Raw genomic sequence first — 17,994 nt, 5'->3', positions numbered from 1 at the left:
GGTGTCCTTATTCCTGATCCAGGTCGGCGCTTTTCTGCGCGATGGCCATGGCCGTGAGGATTTTTCTGTAGCCGGTGAATTCGTTGCGCGCATGCACGCTGAGGATGTTGTCGAGCAGCACCACGTCGCCCTTCTCCCAAGCAAACTCGACCATCACCTCGCGGTAGATGCCTTGCAGGTGGCGGATCACATCGTCGGGAATCGGCGAGCCGTCGCCGAAGAAGGTGTTTTGCGGCAGGTCCTGCGGGCCGAATTCACGCAGCAGGTTGTCGCGGATGCTGTCCGGCAGGGTCAGTGCGTTGAAGAAAGTGCCGTGGTTGAACCAGATGCGCTCGCCGGTCAGTGGATGGCGCACGATGGCCGGGCCGTTTTGCCGCGTGCGCAGGCGGTTGCCCGACTTCCATTCCGCCTGGATGCCGATCTTGGCGCAGTACGCCTCGACTTCTGCGCGGTCCTCGCTCTGGAACACGGTCTGCCACGGCAGGCCCATGCCGTCACCGTAGTTGCGCACGTACTGAATGCGTTTGCGCTGGAATTCCTCGCGCACTGCCGGGTCGATCCGCGCCAGAATCTGGCGGGTATCGCCGAATGGCGTTTCACCGCCGGTGGCCGACGGCGTGTCGCAGTAGAAGTACAGGTGACGCGGGAACACCGGCGAGTACGAGTGTTCGTTGTGCGGGAAGATTTTTTCCGGCGCCGGGTAATCGGTGGAGCTGTAGATCTTGAACTGGCCGCTGATCTGGGTCCGTGGCGAGGCGCGGAACAGGTACTCCAGGGCGCCGCCGGAAATTGCATCGACGCAGCGGTTGAACTCGCTGATGTCCGCCACCTGGAAGCCACGGAACAGGATCACCGCGTGTTCCAGCAGCTTGCTTTCGATCAGCGCGCGATTCTGGGCCGCCCACTCCACCAGGCTCACGCCGGACACGGCCGGACGGCACACCAGTGGCATGCTCAGGCCTTCGAACATTGGCGCAAAACTCACCAGCCGCGTCGGATCGGTGGACAGGCTTTTGCGGGCACCACGGCCCATCCTGGGCATGGACTTGGTCGTTGAAACGGTCATAAACCCCTCCAGAAAATGTTGACGGCGGCGCTCAGAGGCGCCGCCGACTGAATCAGTCCGCCGCGGATTGCGCTGCCGGCGCGCCACGGTTCGCCGAGCGACGCTTGATCGCCATGGCGCCGCCGAGCAAGGCCTTGCGTTGCTCGTTCAAGCGCGCATCGGCACGGCGCTGCACATCGGCCGCCAGGTCCAGCAACTCGCCGACCTGCAACCCGTCAGCGCGTATCAGCGCTTCGAGTACCGCCCGGATCTGCTCGAACAAGGACTCCAGCGTGCTCGGCAGGTACTGGCCCACCGGCGTTTCGAAACTCAAGTGAATGTGCTCGGCATCGTTGTAGAACGCGGCGACCATGCCGATCTCGGCGGCCTGACGCCCGGACGGGAAGTCCTCAACCTGCAGGCCCTCCATCGACGGCAGGCGACCAACGCCTTCCTGGTAGATCAGCTTGATGTCGAACAGCGGCGAACGGCCGGCCCGGCGTGGCAGGCGCAAGGCTTCCACCAGACGCTCGAACGGCAGGTCCTGATGGTCCGAAGCCTCCAGCACCGCCCGGCGACAAACCTCCAGCAACTGCGCCGCCGACTGCTCGGCATCGACCTCCACTTGCAGTACTAATTGGTTAACGAAGAAGCCGACCATTTCTTCAAGCTCGGCTTGATTTCGGTTGGCGATATCGGTGCCGATGCGCACCCGACTGACCTCGGTACGCTGGCGCAGGACCAGGGTGAAACCGGCCAGCAGCAGCATGAACAGCGACAGATCGCGCTGTTGGGCAAAGTCGCGCAACTGCTGGCTGAGTTCGCCGCTGAAGGTGAAATGGGCACTGGCACCCTCTTGCGCCGCGCGCCCGTCACCATCGGCGGGCAACTCCAGTACCGCCTGTGGCTCGGCAAGGCGCTGCTGCCAGTAGTCAAGTTGGCGCTGCAACTCGCCGCCCTGCTCCAGCCACTGGCGCTGCCATTTGGCGAAGTCGGCGTACTGCACGCTGTGCGCCGGCAGTTGCGGAGTCTGACCAAGGTTGAGGGTTGGATAGAGCGTGACGAATTCATTGATCAGCACGCGGAATGACCAGTCATCGGCGACGATGTGATGCACTGTCAGCAACAGCACATGCTCGTCATCCGCGACCCGCAGCACCCGCACCCGCAGCAACGGACCGTGGCGCAGGTCGAATGGCCGGGCGACTTCCTCGCGGGCCAGTTGCTGCGCTTCGACATCCGGCGCCGGCCGATGCCGCAGGTCGCTGGCCTCGAAGCTCAACGGCAATTGCCCGTGGACCCGCTGCCAGGCCTGGCCGTCTTCTTCGTAAAAGGTGGTGCGCAACACGGCGTGACGCTGCACCAGGGTTTCGAAGCTGAGGCGCAGGGCGTCAAGGTTCAACTCGCCCCGCAGGCGCAAGGCACCGGGCATGTTGTACATCGAACTGTCCGGCTCCAGGCTCCACAGGAACCACAGGCGCTGCTGGGCAAAGGACAACGGCTGGCGTTCGCCAGAGGTGTCCGCCACCAGCGCCGGGCGTTCACAGCTGTGTTGCAGCACCTGCACCTGAGCGGCGAAATCCTCGAGGCGCGGATGTTCGAACAGGCTGCGCAGGCTCACCGACAGGCCCAGGCGCTGGCGGATCTGCGAGACGATTTGCGTCGCCAGCAACGAATGCCCGCCCAATTCGAAGAAGCTGTTTTCGCGGTCGACGCGACTGACCTGCAACACCTGCCGCCAGATCTGCGCCAGTTCGATTTCCAGCGCACCTTGCGGCGCACTGCCGACTTCGGCCTCCCAGACCTGCGGGGCCGGCAACGCGGCGCGATCGAGTTTGCCGTTGCGGTTGAGCGGCAACGCCGCCAGCAACACCAGTTGCGCCGGCAGCATGTAGTCCGGCAGGCGCTCGCCCAGGGCGCGGCGCACGGTGTCGGTGAGTTGACGCGCATCCGCCGCCAGCAGCCCGGCATCGGCCGGCACCACGTAGCCGATCAATTGCTTGCCGCCAACGCCTTCATGCACCAGCACCGCGGCTTCGCTGATCATCGGCAAGCCTTGCAGATGCGCTTCGAGCTCACCCAACTCGACCCGGAAACCACGGATTTTCACCTGATGATCGATACGCCCCAGGTACTCCAGCGCACCGTCCTCGCGATAGCGCGCCAGATCACCGCTGCGGTACAGCCGCGCACCCGGGGTGCTGAAAAACGGATCGGCGATGAAGCGCTCGGCGCTCAAGCCCGGTCGCTGGTGATAACGCTGGGCAAGGCCGGCGTCGCCACCGATGCACAACTCGCCGACGCAACCGGTCGGCAGCAGGTGACCTTCGCTGTCCAGTACGTACAGCGCACGCCCCGGCAGGGCTTTGCCGATGGGCACGCCAAGGTGATTGCGGGTATCGGCCAGCGTGCACTCATGGGTGCTGGACACCACCGTGGCTTCGGTCGGCCCGTAGGTGTTGAGCAGGCGCACATCGCCCAAACCGGCGGCGTGCCACAGTTTCAGGCCTTCCAGCGACATGGCTTCGCCGCCGACGTGGACCTGACGCAAGCGCCCCTTGTCCCGCTGCGGTTGCGCGGCCCACTCCTGAGCCAGCAGGAACCAGTAGGCCGCCGGCAAATCCGCCAGGGTCACGCCCTGTTCGATGATCTGGCGATAGAGGGTGTCGGTGTCCCACAGTTCATCGCCGCGCATCACCAGCGCCGCGCCCACGCACAGTGGCGGGTAGCACTGTTCGACAAAGCCGTCGAAGCTGAACGTGGCGAATTGCAGTACACGGTCTTGCGCGGTGAGTTGTGAATAGTCCGCCGCGATCACGCAAAACTCGCGCAGTGCGGCATGGGCCAGGCACACGCCTTTCGGCCGTCCGGTAGAGCCAGATGTGTAGATCAGATAGGCGAGGTCTTCGGCGCTGGCGAGGTTGACCAGGTTGTCGGTGCAATACCCGGTGCCTGCGCCCGGCTCCAGCGCCAGGCGTGGCAACCCTTGCGGTAGCGTCACATCGACCAGCAACCCCGGTTGCGCCAGCAGCAGGTCCATGCCGCTGTCTTCGATCATGTAGGCCAGGCGCTCGGCCGGGTAATCCGGGTCCAGCGGCACATAACCGGCGCCGGCCTTGAGGATCGCCATCAGGCTGACGATCATTTGCGCATTGCGCCGCACCGACAGACCCACCCGCTGCCCCGGCGCCACACCCTGGGCGCGCAGGCGATGGGCGAGCTGGTTGGCCTGGGTGTTGAGTTGGGCGTACGTCAGGCGTTCGTCACCGACCATCACCGCCAACGCATCGGGGGTGCGGGCCGCTTGTTGCTCGAAGCGCTGATGGGCCAGCAACGGACTGTCCAGTTGTGGTGCCGGTGGACGCGAGCCGCGTATTACCTGGGCTTGGGTCTGAGCGTCCAGCAGGCTGACGGCACCGAGCGCCTGTTGTGGCTGGGCAACAAATTGCGCCAGCACATGCAGCAGACTGGCGCCCAACTGGCTGATCTGCTCCGCGCTGAACCGGGTGCGGTCGAAACTGAAATCCAGGCGCAGGCTGGCGCCGACTTCGATGCCCAGGGTCAGCGGGTAACTGGTGATTTCGTGATTGTGCAACGCGCCGAAGGTCAGGCCCGCCGGCGCTCCTTGCTTGAGGGCTTCGGCCACCGGGAAGTTCTCGAACACCAGCAGGCTGTCGAACAGCGCCCCCTGTTGCCCGGCCCAGCCCTGAATATCGTACAGCGGCACGTGTTCGAACTCGCGCAGGCTCAGGTTCAGGGCTTGCAGGTCGTTGAGCCACCGGGCCACCGACTGCCCTGCCTGCGGCGCGGCGATGATCGGCAAGGTGTTGATGAACAGCCCCAACTGCTGTTCGATGCCCGGCAACGGCGCGGAGCGTCCGGCTATCGTTGCGCCGAACGCCACACAGGACTGGCCGGTGTAGCGCTGCAACAGCAGGCCCCAGGCGCCTTGCAGCAAGGTGTTGAGGGTGATTTTCTGCTGGCGGGCGAAATCGCTCAGGCACTGTAGCGCGGCGCTTTCAAGGGTCAATTGATGTTCGCCCATGCCGTGCCCTTCGGCGGGCGTCGGCAAGGCTTGCGCCAGCAGCGTCGGCGTTTCCAGCGGCGCCAGCGCCTGTTTCCAGAACTGCTCGGCGGCCAGCAGCGGCTGCTGTTGAATCCAGCCCAGGTAGTCGCGGTATTGCCCCAACGGCCTGGCCAATGTCTGGCCGGCATAGTGCTGGATCACTTCACCGAGCAACTGGGCGTTGCTCCAGCCGTCCATGAGGATGTGATGGCTGGTATGGATCAGGTGCCAGTCTTCACTGCCCCGGCGCACCAGCAACAGGCGGAACAACGGCGCGGTGCTGAGTTCGAAGCCACGGCTGCGCTCCTCGGCGGCCAGTGCATCGAGCTCGATGTCGGCGGCTTCGATCACTTGCAGTTGCAGGTCGATCTGGCGATGAATCACCTGATGCGCGCACTCGAGCCCCAGCCAGTGGAAGCTGCTGCGCAGGATGTCATGCCGGTTGATCGCCGCTTGCCAGGCCCGGCCGAATGCCGCCAGTTCCAGGCCCTGGATGTCCAGGCGCAATTGATTGATGTAGGCCTCGGCCTGGGGTTCGTACAGGGTGTGGAACAGCATGCCCTGCTGCATCGGCGTCAGCGGGAAAACATCCTCGATGGCCGCCGCCGCAACAGGCAAGGCATCGAGTTGTGCCTGGGTGATGCGCGCCAACGGGAAGTCCGACGGCGTGACCTGGCCTGCCACGATCGAGCAGCAATGTTCGATCAGCGTCTTGAGTTCTTCGGCGTAGGCATCGGCCAGTCGTTGCACGGTGGACTCGGCAAACAGGTCACGGCTGAAGCCCCATTGCAGCGAGAGCTGCCCGCCATAGACCTGGCCTTCCACGGTCAGCCAGTTGGCCAACGGTGCATCGTCGCCCTGGGCCTGACCGCCGCTTTCCGGGGCCGGGACGAACAGCGCGGCGTCGTCGAACTGACGGTCGAACTGTCCCAGGTAGTTGAAGGTGATCCTTGGCGCCGGCAGGTCTTGCAGGGCCTGGCGCTGTGCCGGTTCACCGAGGTAGCGCAGCAAGCCGTAGCCCAGGCCCTTGTCGGGAATGGCGCGCAGTTGCTCCTTGATCGACTTGATCGAATTCGCCACCCCGGCCTCGGGTTGCAGGCGCACTGGAAACAGGCTGGTGAACCAGCCGACGGTGCGGCTCAGGTCGAGGTCGTCGCCCAGGTCTTCGCGGCCGTGGCCTTCGAGCTGGATCAGCGTCGAGCCCTGCCCGCTCCAGCGGCAGATGACCCGCGCCAGCGCCGTGAGCAACAGATCATTGACCTGGGTGCGATAGGCCGCCGGGGCCTGTTGCAGCAACAGGCGGGTCAGTTCGGCGTCCAGTTTCGACTCGATCTTGTGCCCGTGGCGCTGCTGCAAACTGCCCTGCGGGTTGTCACACGGCAGGTCCCGGGCATCCGCCAGTTGCGCCTGCCAGTACGGCATTTGCCCAAGCAAGGTGCCGGCATACTGTTGCAGGTGCGTGGCCCAGGCCTGGTAGGCGCTGGTTTTCTCGGGCAACGCCACTTGCCGGTAAGCCTGTTGCAAGTCTTCGAGCAACACCCGCCACGACACCCCGTCCACCGCCAGGTGATGGACCACCAGCAGCAGGCGCTGGCTGCCATCGTCGAGGCTGACCAGCAAGGCACGCAGCAGCGGGCCGTCTGCCAGATCGAGGCTGCGTTGCGCTTCATCGCACAGGGCGGTCACGGCTTCGGCTGAAGACGCATTGCGCAACCACAGCCCCGCGGACTCGACCGGCGCTGCATGGCGCTGCTGCCAGCCGTCGGTCCCCTCGATGAAGCGCAGGCGCAAGGCGTCGTGGTGGTTGATTACGGTAACCAACGCCCGCTCCAACGCCTCAGGACTCAACGCTTCCCGGGGTGTCAGCAGCAGCGACTGGTTCCAGTGCCGGCGCTGGGCGATGGCCTGTTCGAAGAAGAAATGCTGGGCCGGGGTCAGAATCACCTCGCCACTGACCGGACCTTGATCGACAGTGCTGCGGCTGTCGAACGCCGCGACCAGTGCCAGGCTGCGCACGGTCTGGTACTGGAACAGGTCGCGCGGGCTGAGGCGAATGCCCGCCTGGCGGGCACGGCTGACCACCTGGATGGAAATGATCGAGTCGCCGCCGAGCTCGAAGAAGTTGTCTTCGAGGCCCACGGGTTCCGCGCCCAATACGTCCTGCCAGATCTGCGCCAGCGCGGTCTGCATCGCATCCTGTGGCGCGACGAATGCCTGTTGCGGCGCGGCGTCCGGTGGCGGCAAGGCCTTGCGGTCGAGCTTGCCGTTGGCGGTCACCGGCAAGGCGTCCAGCGGCATCAGGTAGGTGGGCACCATGTATTCCGGCAGGCTGCCGAGCAGCCAGGCCTTGAGGGTTTGCGGCCACTGCGAGTCGGCATCGGCGTTTTCCAGCACTAGATACGCCACCAGATGCTTGCCGCCCTGCACCAGCACCACGGCCTCGCGCACCAGGGCATGCTGCATCAGGCGAGTCTCGATTTCCCCCAGCTCGATGCGCAGGCCACGCAATTTGACTTGATGGTCGAGGCGCCCGAGGTATTCGATCACCCCATCGGCACGCTGCCGAACGCGGTCGCCGGTGCGGTACAAGCGCGCGCCGTCATGGAAGGGGCACGGCACGAAACGCTCGGCGCTGAGCGCCGGACGCCGGTGATAACTGCGCGCCAGCCCGGCGCCGCCGAGGTACAACTCCCCCGCCACGCCGGCCGGAACCGGGAGCAATTGCGCATCCAGCACATGGGTGCGCAGGTTGGCGATGGGCCGGCCGATGGGCACGCTGTCGGCGCCTTCGTCGATGCAGGTCCAGTGGGTGACGTCGATGGCCGCCTCGGTCGGGCCGTAGAGGTTGTACAACCCGGCGCCCGGCAGCTTTTTGAACACCTGCAATTGCGCATCCAGCGGCAAGGCTTCACCGCTGCACACGATGCGCCTGAGGCCGGTGCAAGCCTCGACACCCGGTTCGTGGATGAACGCCTGCAGCATCGACGGCACAAAGTGCAGCGTACTGATGCCGTAGTCATCGATCAGGCGGATCAACTGCGCCGGCTCACGATGCGCCCCCGGCGGCGCCACCACCAGGCGTGCGCCGGTCATCAGCGGCCAGAAGAACTCCCACACCGACACGTCGAAACTGAACGGGGTTTTCTGCAACACCGAGTCGCTGCCATCCAGCCCGTAAGCCTGCTGCATCCAGCACAAGCGGTTGACCAGCGCGGCGTGACTGTTGCCGGCGCCTTTGGGCTTGCCGGTGGAGCCGGAGGTGTAGATCACATAGGCCAGGTTCAGCGGATGCACTTCAACCGGCGGGCAGGTCTCGCTGTAGCCGTCGAGCCAGTCCTGTTCCTGATCCAGGGCGATGACCTTGACACCCTCGGTGGGCAGTGCGCCGATCAAGGTGCTTTGGCTGAGCAACAGGCCGATCGCGCTGTCTTCGATCATGTAGGCCAGGCGTTCGGCCGGGTACTCAGGGTCCAGCGGTACGTAGGCACCACCGGCCTTGTGAATCGCCAGCAGGCCGATGACCATCTCCAGCGAACGCTCGACGCAAATGCCCACCAACACATCCGGACCGACACCCTGCTCACGCAAGCAGTGCGCCAGTTGATTGCTGCGGGCATCGAGTTGCCCGTAGCTGAGCTGACGATCGCCAAACACCAGCGCCGGCGCGCCAGGGGTGCGTCGGGCCTGGGCCTGGATCAACTGGTGCATGCACTGCTCGACCGGATAGGCCTCGGCGGTGCGGTTCCAGTCCCGCACCAGCACTTGCTGTTCATCCGCTGTCAGCATCGGCAACTCGCCGATTTTTTGCGTCGAGTCGTCGACCAACGCCTGTAACAGGCGCGTCCAGTGCCCGGCCATGCGCGCAATGGTATCGGCCTCGAACAGGTCGCTGGCGTAGGTCAGCGCGGCGTGCAGCTTGCCGCCCTTCTCCCAGGTATCGAGGGTCAAGTCGAACTGGGTGGTGCGGCTTTGCCAGTCGATGCTGTCCAGCTCCAGGCCGGACGCGGTGCTGACCGAGGCCATGTCGGCCACGTGCGGTTGGTGGTTGTACATCACCTGGAACAGCGGGGTGTGGCTGAGGCTGCGTTCCAGTTTCAGCGCTTCGACCAGGCGCTCGAACGGCAGGTCCTGATGGGCCTGGGCGCCGAGGGCGGTGTCCTTGATGGCGCGCAGCAGGTCGTCGACCCGGGTCTGGCCGTCCAGTTGCGTGCGCAGTACCTGGGTGTTGACGAAGAAGCCGATCAGACCTTCGATTTCCGCGCGGTTGCGGTTGGCGATGGGCACGCCGACGCGGATGTCGGTTTGCCCGGTGTAGCGATGCAGCAAAGCGTTGAAGGCGCCGAGCAACAGCATGAACAGGGTGATGTTGTGTTTCTGTGCGGTGTTGCGCAGTTGCTCGGCCAGTTGCGCCTCCACCGCGAATTCGTAGCGGGTGCCGCGATAGCTCGGCATCGCCGGGCGCGAATGGTCCAGGGGCAATTCCAGCACCGGGTGTTCGTCACCCAATTGCGCCTGCCAGTACGCCAGTTGCCGCGCCTGCTCGCCCGCCTCCAGCCAGCGGCGCTGCCACAGGGCGTAGTCGCTGTACTGGATCGGCAATGCTGCCAACTGCGGTTGTGCGCCCGCATCGAAGGCGTCGTAGCAGCGGATGAATTCGTCGATCAGCACGTTCATCGACCAGCCGTCGGAGACGATGTGGTGCAGGGTCAGCAGCAGGACATGTTCCTGCTCGGCGAGCTTGAGCAAGGTCACCCGCAGCAGCGGACCGGTCGACAGATCGAACGGCAGCACTGATTGCTGCTCGGCGGTTTCAGCCACGGCACATTCGCGCTCATTGGCAGGCAATGCGCTGAAATCCACTTGCTCGATGACCAGCGGTGCTGTGGCCGGGGCTTGCTTCAGGCTGTCATCGGCCTGACGGGCGAACACCGTGCGCAGGGTTTCATGCCGCGCCACCAGGCTGGCGAATACCTGTTCCAGCGCCGACAGGTTCAGGCGACCGGTCAGCCGCACCGCGCCCGGCAGGTTGTACGCGCCGCTGTGGGGGTCCAGTTGCCAGAGAAACCACATGCGTTGCTGGGCGTACGACAGCGCCTGGCGATCCTCGGCCTCGATGCCGGCCGGAATCGGGAAACGGGCGAAATCCACGCCCTCCTTGTGCAAGGCCGCAAGGAACATCTGGCGCTTTTCCAGGGGCAACCCGATAAACCGGCGAGCAAGTTTCAAGGAGTCTTCAGCATTCATCTATCGGCATCCGCATCAGTAGGCAGCAGGCGCAAAGGCGCGTCGTGCCTATAAAACGAATGCAGGCGGGAAAAATTAGCGGATCAGGCGGGAGGTGAAATGCGCAATACAGAACAATGAAAAACCTGTGGGAGCGACGGTGCGGTGATCCGACTTGCTCGCGATAGCGGTGGGTCAGACACATTCAAGTTGAATGTGATGCCGCCATCGCGAGCAAGCCCGCTCCCACAGGGGTCGGGTGAAATTTGGGAATGGTGTTAACCCACGGCAGCCATGGAAAGCCGCCGATGATGCACCTCAAGCTGATCCTTGATCACCCGCAGCACCTTCGCTTCCTGCTCATGGATGAAAAAGTGCCCGCCCGCCAGCATGTCCACCGAAAAACTGCCACGGGTTTCCTGGCTCCAGCCGATCAACTGTTCGGTGGTGGCGCGATCGCTCTTGCCACCGAGCACGTGCACCGGGCACTTGAGCAAGGGGCGCTGCACCGGCTCGAAACGTCCGCACAGCAGGAAGTCCGCGCGCAGCACCGGCAGGGTCAGGCTCATCAACTCTTCGTTGGCCAGGATCTCTTCGCTGGTGCCGTTGAGGGTGCGCAGTTGCTCGATCAGTTCGGCGTCGGTCTTGGGCTGGGCAAAGCCCCGGTCGTAGTCGGCGCGCAGGGTCGGCGCGGCGGTGCCCGAAGCGAACAGCGCTACCGGTTCCGGGCAACCCAGCGAGCGAAGTGCGTGGGCCATCTCGCAGGCCAGCAACGCGCCCATGCTATGGCCGAACAGCGCGTACGGCGCCTTCAGTGTGGTTTTTTGTTCCTGGGCCAATTGCAGCGCCAGGCGGCGCATGTCGGTGTGCAAGGGCTCGCCGTACCGCGCGCCGCGCCCCGGCAGTTCCACCGGTTGCAGCGTGAGCCACTGCGGCAGCTTGCGCCGCCAACGGCTATAGACCATGGCACTCGCGCCCGAATAGGGCAGGCACAGCAATGTCAGCGGGGTCACCGGACTTTCCTCGAGAGTTGTCTGCTTGGAGAACGGACGAGGAGCCCAAAGAATTAGCCATACGAATAACCGCTGTGGGAACGGGCTTGCTCGCGAAGGCGGTGTGTCATGCAACATTGATGTCGACTGACACACCGCCTTCGCGAGCAAGCCCGCTCCCACAGGTAAATCTTCATTTCAGATGGCGATAGCTCGGGATCGCGGAACCGAGCACCACCGCCCCCGCCGCAATCGCCAGCCAGAACCCGCTGCGTGCGCCGAAGGCGTCCACCAGCCAGCCGGAGCCGGCGGCGCCGATCGCCACGCCGATGCTCAGGCCGGTGACCAGCCAGGTCAGGCCTTCGGTGAGTTTGGCCGGCGGTACGATCTGCTCCACCAGGGCCATGGCGACAATCAGCGTCGGGGCAAAAAACAGGCCGGCGACAAACACCGCCAGGGACAAGCCGAAAATGTTCGTCGCCAGCAGCAACGGCAAGGTGGTCACCGCCGTCGCTACCCCGCCGTACAGGAACAGGCGCGCCAGCGGCACTTTCGAGCGCAATGCGCCGAACGCCAACCCGGCCAGGCACGAGCCGATGGCATACACCGACAGCACGATGCTCGCCGCCGCCGGTTGGCCCTGGTGTTGCGCGAAGGCGACGCTGACCACGTCCACCACGCCGACGATGGTGCCCATGGCCACCATCAACAGCATCAGCAACTGAATGTCGCGGGAACGGATGATCGAGCCTTGATGGTGTTCTTCATGGGGATGCACCGGCGGTTCCGTGCTGCGCTGCAAGACGAACGCGGTGACGCCGATGGCCAGCGCCAGCAAGGCCGCCAACGGCCCGGCCTCGGGGAATGCCACCACGCACAACCCCACCGACAGTGGCGGCCCGACGATGAAACAGACTTCGTCCAGCACCGACTCCAGGGCGTAGGCAGTCTGCAACTCGGGGCGGCCGCGATACACCTCGGTCCAGCGTGCACGGACCATCGCCGACATGCTCGGCATGCAACCGGCCAGCGCGGCGAAGAAAAACAGCGTCCAGTGCGGCGCCTGCAATCGCGTGCACAGCAACAGCAGCAACAGTGCCCCACCGCCCAGCAACGCCGCCACCGGCAGAATCCGCCCCTGGCCATAGCGATCCACCAGCCGCGAAACCTGCGGCGCACAAAAGGCCGTGGCCAGGGCGAACGTAGCCGCCACCGCGCCGGCCATTGCGTAGCCACCCTGCAACTGCGAAAGCATGGTGATCAGGCCGATGCCGGTCATGGAAATCGGCATGCGCGCGATCATTGCGGCCAGCACGAAGGCGCCACTGCCGGGGGCTTTGAACAACTCGCGATAGGGGTTGGCCATGGGACGGGTCTCATCAGGGGACTGCACGTTGCCATAACGGCTGATTGCGGGGGAAGCGTGGAATTGTTGGTTGAATGTGAAGGCCCCTTCGCGAGCAAGTCGGATCGCCGCACCGCCGCTCCCACAGTTGATTTGTGTACGCCGTCCAATGTGGGAGCGGGCTTGCTTGCGAAGGGGCCAGCTAAACCACCACAACCACCCCGCCAAATGAACTCTCGGCCACCCAAACCAGTCAGCTGATTAGGCCTCAGGTTCCGGAGTTTCGCGACAATGGTTGATCCCCCCGAACGCCAAAGCCCCATCGACGCCCACGGCATCATCGGCGACATGCGCAGCGCGGCGCTGGTCAACGACAAGGGCAGCGTGGATTTTTTCTGCTGGCCGGAGTTCGACAGCCCGTCGATCTTCTGCTCGCTGCTGGACACCCCCGAGGCCGGGATTTTCCAGTTGTCACCGGACTTGCCCGACGCCCGCCGCGAACAAATCTACCTGCCCGACACCAATGTACTGCTGACCCGCTGGCTCAGTGATCGAGCCGTGGTCGAAGTCACCGACCTGCTGCCCGTCGGCGACACCGAGGATGACTTGCCGCTGCTGATGCGGCGGGTCCGAGTGGTCAGCGGCCGCGCCACCTTCCACATGTGCTGCACCGTGCGCCATGACTACGCCCGCGCCCACACTCGCGCACGCCAGAACAAACAGGATGTGGTGTTTGAGGCTGACGGCCAACCGACTCTGCGGCTCTCTGCGGATCAGGCATTGCGCATCGACGCCAACGTGGCGGTCGCCGAGTTCACCCTCGAACAAGACCAGACCGGTCAGTTCCTGCTCGGCGCCCTCGACGATCCGCGCTTCAAGGAAGGCGCTGCGCAACTGTGCCTGGAGCGCACCCTGAAGTTCTGGCGCGACTGGATCGGCCAGTCCAACTACCGTGGCCGCTGGCGCGAAATGGTCAACCGCTCGGCCCTGGCGATGAAGCTGCTGACCTCGCGCAAACACGGCGCCATTCTCGCCGCCGCCACCTTCGGTCTGCCGGAAAGCCCGGGTGGCGCACGCAACTGGGACTATCGCTTCACCTGGATCCGCGACGCCTCGTTCACCGTCTATGCGTTCATGCGCCTGGGCTTCGTCGAAGAGGCCAACGCCTACATGCGCTGGTTGCGCGGGCGGGTCAGCGACTGTCGGGGCAAGCCGATGAAACTCAATATCCTGTATGCCATCGACGGTCGCCAGGAATTGCCGGAGATCGAGCTGACACACCTGTCCGGTCATGGTGGTGCACAACCGGTGCGCATCGGCAATCAGGCCTACGAACAGGTCCAGCTCGATATCTTTGGCGAGTTGATGGACGCGATTTACCTGGTCAACAAATACGGCGAAGCCATCTCCCATGAAGGCTGGAAACACACGGTGGAGGTGATCGATCAGGTTTGCGAAACCTGGGAGCAAAAGGATGTCGGGATCTGGGAGATGCGCGGCGCGCAATACCATTTCCTGCATTCACGGCTGATGTGCTGGGTCGCCCTGGACCGCGCCATCCGCCTCGCTTCAAAACGCTCGCTGCCGGCACCCTTCGCGCGCTGGGACCAGACCCGCCAGGCGATCTACGCCGACATCTGGGAGAACTTCTGGTGCGAGGAACGCGGACATTTCGTCCAGCACATCGGCGGCACTGGCCTGGACGGTTCGATGCTGCTGATGCCGCTGGTGCGTTTCGTCAGCGCCCGCGACCCGCGCTGGCTGGCGACCCTGCAAGCCATCGAAAAGAGCCTGGTGCGCGACGGCATGATCTACCGCTACCGCAACGACGACAGCCAGATCGACGGCCTGCCCGGCAGCGAAGGCGCGTTCGCCGCGTGCTCGTTCTGGTACGTCGAATGCCTGGCCCGCGCCGGCCAGCTCGACAAGGCCCACCTGGAGTTCGAACAACTGCTCAGGTACGCCAACCCGCTGGGGTTGTATGCCGAAGAGTTCGACAGCCATGGGCGGCATATGGGCAACACGCCGCAGGCGCTGACGCATCTGGCGTTGATCAGTGCGGCGTGCTTTCTGGATCGGAGGTTGAGTGGGGAGAAGGTTCTTTGGCAGCCGTGAATACAGGTAAACAATATTCGAACTCAGGCAGAAGGTGGTTCAAGACACCACTGGATCTACGCCAGCACTGACCGAAAACCGCTCCCGATAAGCCTGTGGCGTCACGCCCATGGCCCGCAGGAAGCTGCGGCGCAGGGTTTCTTCGCTGCCGAAGCCGCATTGCACCGCCACCCGCTTGATCGGCACGCCGGTATCGCTGAGCAAACGCCGCGCGGTTTCGACGCGGATCAGTTCAATGGCCCGAGCCGGGGTCTGGCCGGTGTCGGCGCGGTAGTGGCGCACGAAGCTGCGTTCGCTCATGCCGGCCTGCAAGGCCAGGGTCGGGATGCCGAGGTCGTGGGTCAGGTTTTCGCTGATCCAGGCGTGAAGTTCGTCGAAACGGTTGCCTTCCTGTTGCAGTGACAGGGTCACGCTGAATTGCGACTGGCCACCCGGACGCTTGAGAAACACCACCAGTTGCCGGGCGACTTCCAGGGCCATGGCGCGCCCCAGATCTTGTTCGACCATGGCCATTGCCAGGTCGATGCCGGCGGTCACCCCGGCCGAGGTCCAGACCGGGCCGTCGTTGATGAAGATCGGGTTGGGCTCGACATGCAGTTGCGGGTGCTGCTGCGCCAGTTGCTCGCAACGGGTCCAGTGGGTGACCACGCGCCGGCCGTCGAGCCAGCCGCTGGCTGCCAGCAGGAACGCGCCGGTGCACACCGAGGAAACGCGCCGGCAACCACGGGCATGTTCGCGCACCCAGGCGACCAACGGCGCATCTTCAGCCGCTGCGTAAACACCCCAGCCACCGGCGATGATCAGGGTATCGGTGCCCTCCTCCGGTAACGGTTCGGCCAACAGCGACAAGCCCGCCGACGACATCACCGCCCCGCCGCCGCTGGCAATCACCGTCGGCGCGTAGGGTGGCGGCAGGCCTTGCTGGCGGGCTATGTCGTTGGCCGAAGCGAATACCTGCAACGGCCCGGTGACGTCGAGCAATTGCACGTTGGCGAAAGCGAGCACACGGATGGTTTTCGACATTTGGCGTAATTCGTGGGGATATTGGCGTATGCGCCAAAGCCTACGAGCCTAAAGTCAAACCGTCCACCCACTTCACGAGAAAGAACACCATGACGTTACAGATCGGTTTTCTGTTGTTTCCACAGGTCCAGCAACTGGACCTGACCGGCCCTTACGACGTACTGGCCTCGCTGCCGGATGTGAAAGTGCATCTGATCTGGAAAGACCTGATGCCGGTCACCGCCAGCACCGGCCTGCTGTTGAAACCCACCACCACCTTCGACGATTGCCCGGCACTGGATGTGATCTGTGTGCCCGGTGGCAGTGGCGTCGGCCCCTTGATGGAAGATGACCAGACCCTGGACTTTCTCAAGGCCCAGGCCGCCAACGCCCGGTACGTCACGTCGGTGTGCACCGGCTCGCTGGTGCTGGGCGCGGCGGGATTGCTCAAGGGCAAACGCGCCACCACTCACTGGGCGTATCACGAATTGCTCAAGCCGCTGGGCGCAATTGCGGTGCAAGGCCGGGTGGTTCGCGACGGCAATCTGTTGACCGGTGGCGGTATCACCGCCGGTATCGACTTCGCCCTGACCCTGGCCGCCGAGCTGTTCGACCAGGCCACCGCCGAGCTGGTGCAGCTGCAACTGGAATACGCCCCGGCCCCGCCGTTTAGCGCGGGCAGCCCCGAGACGGCCCCGGCCAGTGTGCTGGAGGAGGCTCGCCAGCGGGCTGCCGGCTCGTTGAAGCTGCGGGCGCAGATCACCGAGCGCGCGGCGGCAAAACTCGACCGACAGTGAAGAAATGGCGGCGGGAACCCGGTTCCTGCCGCCACGACTTTTCATGCGCGCAAAAAAAACCCGCCGAAGCGGGTTTTTCCAAGACCATGACGACTCCTTGTCGTAGCGTTCCTTGCAGATGGTCGATCATCCATGATCCTGAGCACATCCTGTGCTTCAGTGGGTGAGGCGAGAATACGCACCGGATCCAATTTGTAACAGGCGACATTGCTACCATCGCGTGTAAGACATTCGCTATAACCCCCCTTCCGAAACCCTTGAACGCCTCAGGTTTCGAGCCGACTTCAGCCACTCTATTGCTCGTGGGACTTGGCATTGTCGATCAAAAACTGCTCGATATTGTTCATTTGCTCCTCCCAGCCACGACTGTCCATGCGGAAAGCCCTTTCGCGACGGGCCTGGGGAACGTGATCGAAACCGGACTCGGAGACCCTGAGCAACGTACCGTCGTCCATGTCTTCGAGCTCGAATTTCACCAGTGTGGTGGGCTCCTGGGAGTAATCGACTTCCGGGTTCACGGCATAAGGGTGCCAGCGAAACGAAAACAACCGCTCCGGCTCGACCCGCTCTACCAGTACATTCCAGCGCAAATGCTCATAACCGGGATAGGTAATCTGCCCCTGGGTCCACTCGCCTGCCACAAAACGCTTGCCTTCCAGTGCCACGCCAAACCATTGTCCGAACATTTCGGCATTGGCCAGCACACGCCAGACCTGTGAACGCTTGGCCTTGAGCAGGATTTTCCTTTCGATGCGATCAGATGCTGGGTTCATAAGTCACCTCCTGTACATGAACAGTAGGTCAGTAAGAGCACAAGACCAACCCTAAAGTTGTACCAATCGGGATGTGCAATCAACCATACCTGAGATATTCGGTTGCATTTACGACAATAAGTTCTGGAGCGGGAGAATAGTCAGAGAATCGAAACTGCTAACGTTCTCCATCGAAATCTTCCCCTGAAAGGAGTCAGCCATGAATAAACTGCGCGGCAGTTGCCTGTGCAAGGCCATCGAATACCAACTCGATAGCCTCGACATGCCCATCAGCCACTGCCATTGCCAAACCTGCCGCAAGGCTCACGCGGCGGCTTTTGCATCGACCGCCGGGGTCATGCGCGAGCATTTTCGCTGGACCAAAGGCCAGGATCGCCTGAGCCGCCATGAATCGTCGCCGGGCAAGTTTCGGTATTTCTGTTCGGCCTGCGGTTCACACCTGATGGCCGAACGGCCGGCCCAGCCGCACGTGATCGTTCGGGTGGCGACACTGGATAGCGATCCGCAGATGACGCCCCAGGCGCATATCTGGACGGCCCATGACGTGCCATGGCTGGAATACGATTCGGTGGAAAAGCACGCGCAATGGCAAGCGTAGCGGGCTGAATGCCCCTCGGCGCTACGATGCATCTCTCA

9 protein-coding genes are annotated in these 17,994 nt (G+C 63.8%); 3 read left to right on the top strand and 6 right to left on the bottom strand.

What is annotated here, in order from left to right; all coding sequences use genetic code 11:
* Positions 1–7 precede the first annotated feature (7 nt).
* From KGB28_RS11610 to KGB28_RS11595, 4 genes are all read right to left on the bottom strand, one after another.
* Positions 8–1,066, bottom strand: a complete 1,059-nt coding sequence (locus tag KGB28_RS11610; RefSeq protein ID WP_223445084.1) for a TauD/TfdA family dioxygenase — start codon at positions 1,064–1,066, stop codon at positions 8–10.
* Positions 1,067–1,118: 52 nt separating this feature from the next.
* A complete protein-coding gene (locus tag KGB28_RS11605) occupies positions 1,119–10,355 on the bottom strand; it encodes a non-ribosomal peptide synthetase (RefSeq protein ID WP_223445068.1) in 9,237 nt (3,078 codons plus the stop codon).
* A 257-nt stretch (positions 10,356–10,612) separates the two neighbouring features.
* Positions 10,613–11,347, bottom strand: a complete 735-nt coding sequence (locus KGB28_RS11600; protein ID WP_223445066.1) for a thioesterase II family protein — start codon at positions 11,345–11,347, stop codon at positions 10,613–10,615.
* A gap of 172 nt (positions 11,348–11,519) precedes the next feature.
* Positions 11,520–12,692 carry an MFS transporter gene (locus KGB28_RS11595; protein WP_223445057.1) on the bottom strand — a complete coding sequence of 391 codons (1,173 nt, stop codon included), beginning with the start codon at positions 12,690–12,692 and terminating at the stop codon, positions 11,520–11,522.
* A 270-nt stretch (positions 12,693–12,962) separates the two neighbouring features.
* Between KGB28_RS11595 and KGB28_RS11590 the strand changes: the two genes are divergently transcribed.
* A complete protein-coding gene (locus KGB28_RS11590) occupies positions 12,963–14,786 on the top strand; it encodes a glycoside hydrolase family 15 protein (protein ID WP_223445055.1) in 1,824 nt (607 codons plus the stop codon).
* A 39-nt stretch (positions 14,787–14,825) separates the two neighbouring features.
* Here the strand turns inward: KGB28_RS11590 and KGB28_RS11585 are convergent, their stop codons facing one another.
* Positions 14,826–15,809, bottom strand: a complete 984-nt coding sequence (locus KGB28_RS11585) for a GlxA family transcriptional regulator (protein WP_223445053.1) — start codon at positions 15,807–15,809, stop codon at positions 14,826–14,828.
* A gap of 89 nt (positions 15,810–15,898) precedes the next feature.
* Here KGB28_RS11585 and inhA point away from each other — a divergent pair, with 89 nt between their 5' ends.
* Positions 15,899–16,585: an isonitrile hydratase gene (gene inhA / locus KGB28_RS11580; RefSeq protein WP_223445051.1), complete on the top strand. Its 687-nt coding sequence runs from the start codon at positions 15,899–15,901 to the stop codon at positions 16,583–16,585.
* Between the two features lie 293 nt (positions 16,586–16,878).
* Here inhA and KGB28_RS11575 read toward each other — a convergent pair whose 3' ends face one another.
* A complete protein-coding gene (locus tag KGB28_RS11575) occupies positions 16,879–17,358 on the bottom strand; it encodes an SRPBCC family protein (protein ID WP_223445049.1) in 480 nt (159 codons plus the stop codon).
* 199 nt (positions 17,359–17,557) lie between these two features.
* Here KGB28_RS11575 and KGB28_RS11570 point away from each other — a divergent pair, with 199 nt between their 5' ends.
* On the top strand, positions 17,558–17,956 hold the full coding sequence (locus tag KGB28_RS11570; protein WP_223445047.1) for a GFA family protein: 399 nt from the start codon (positions 17,558–17,560) through the stop codon (positions 17,954–17,956).
* Positions 17,957–17,994 lie beyond the last annotated feature (38 nt).

The organism is Pseudomonas sp. BF-R-19, assembly GCF_019956445.1.
GTDB classification, from domain to species: Bacteria; Pseudomonadota; Gammaproteobacteria; order Pseudomonadales; family Pseudomonadaceae; genus Aquipseudomonas; species Aquipseudomonas fluorescens_BH.
The sequence above is the reverse complement of the archived record's forward strand: the minus strand, read 5'-3'. Positions and strand labels throughout refer to the sequence as shown.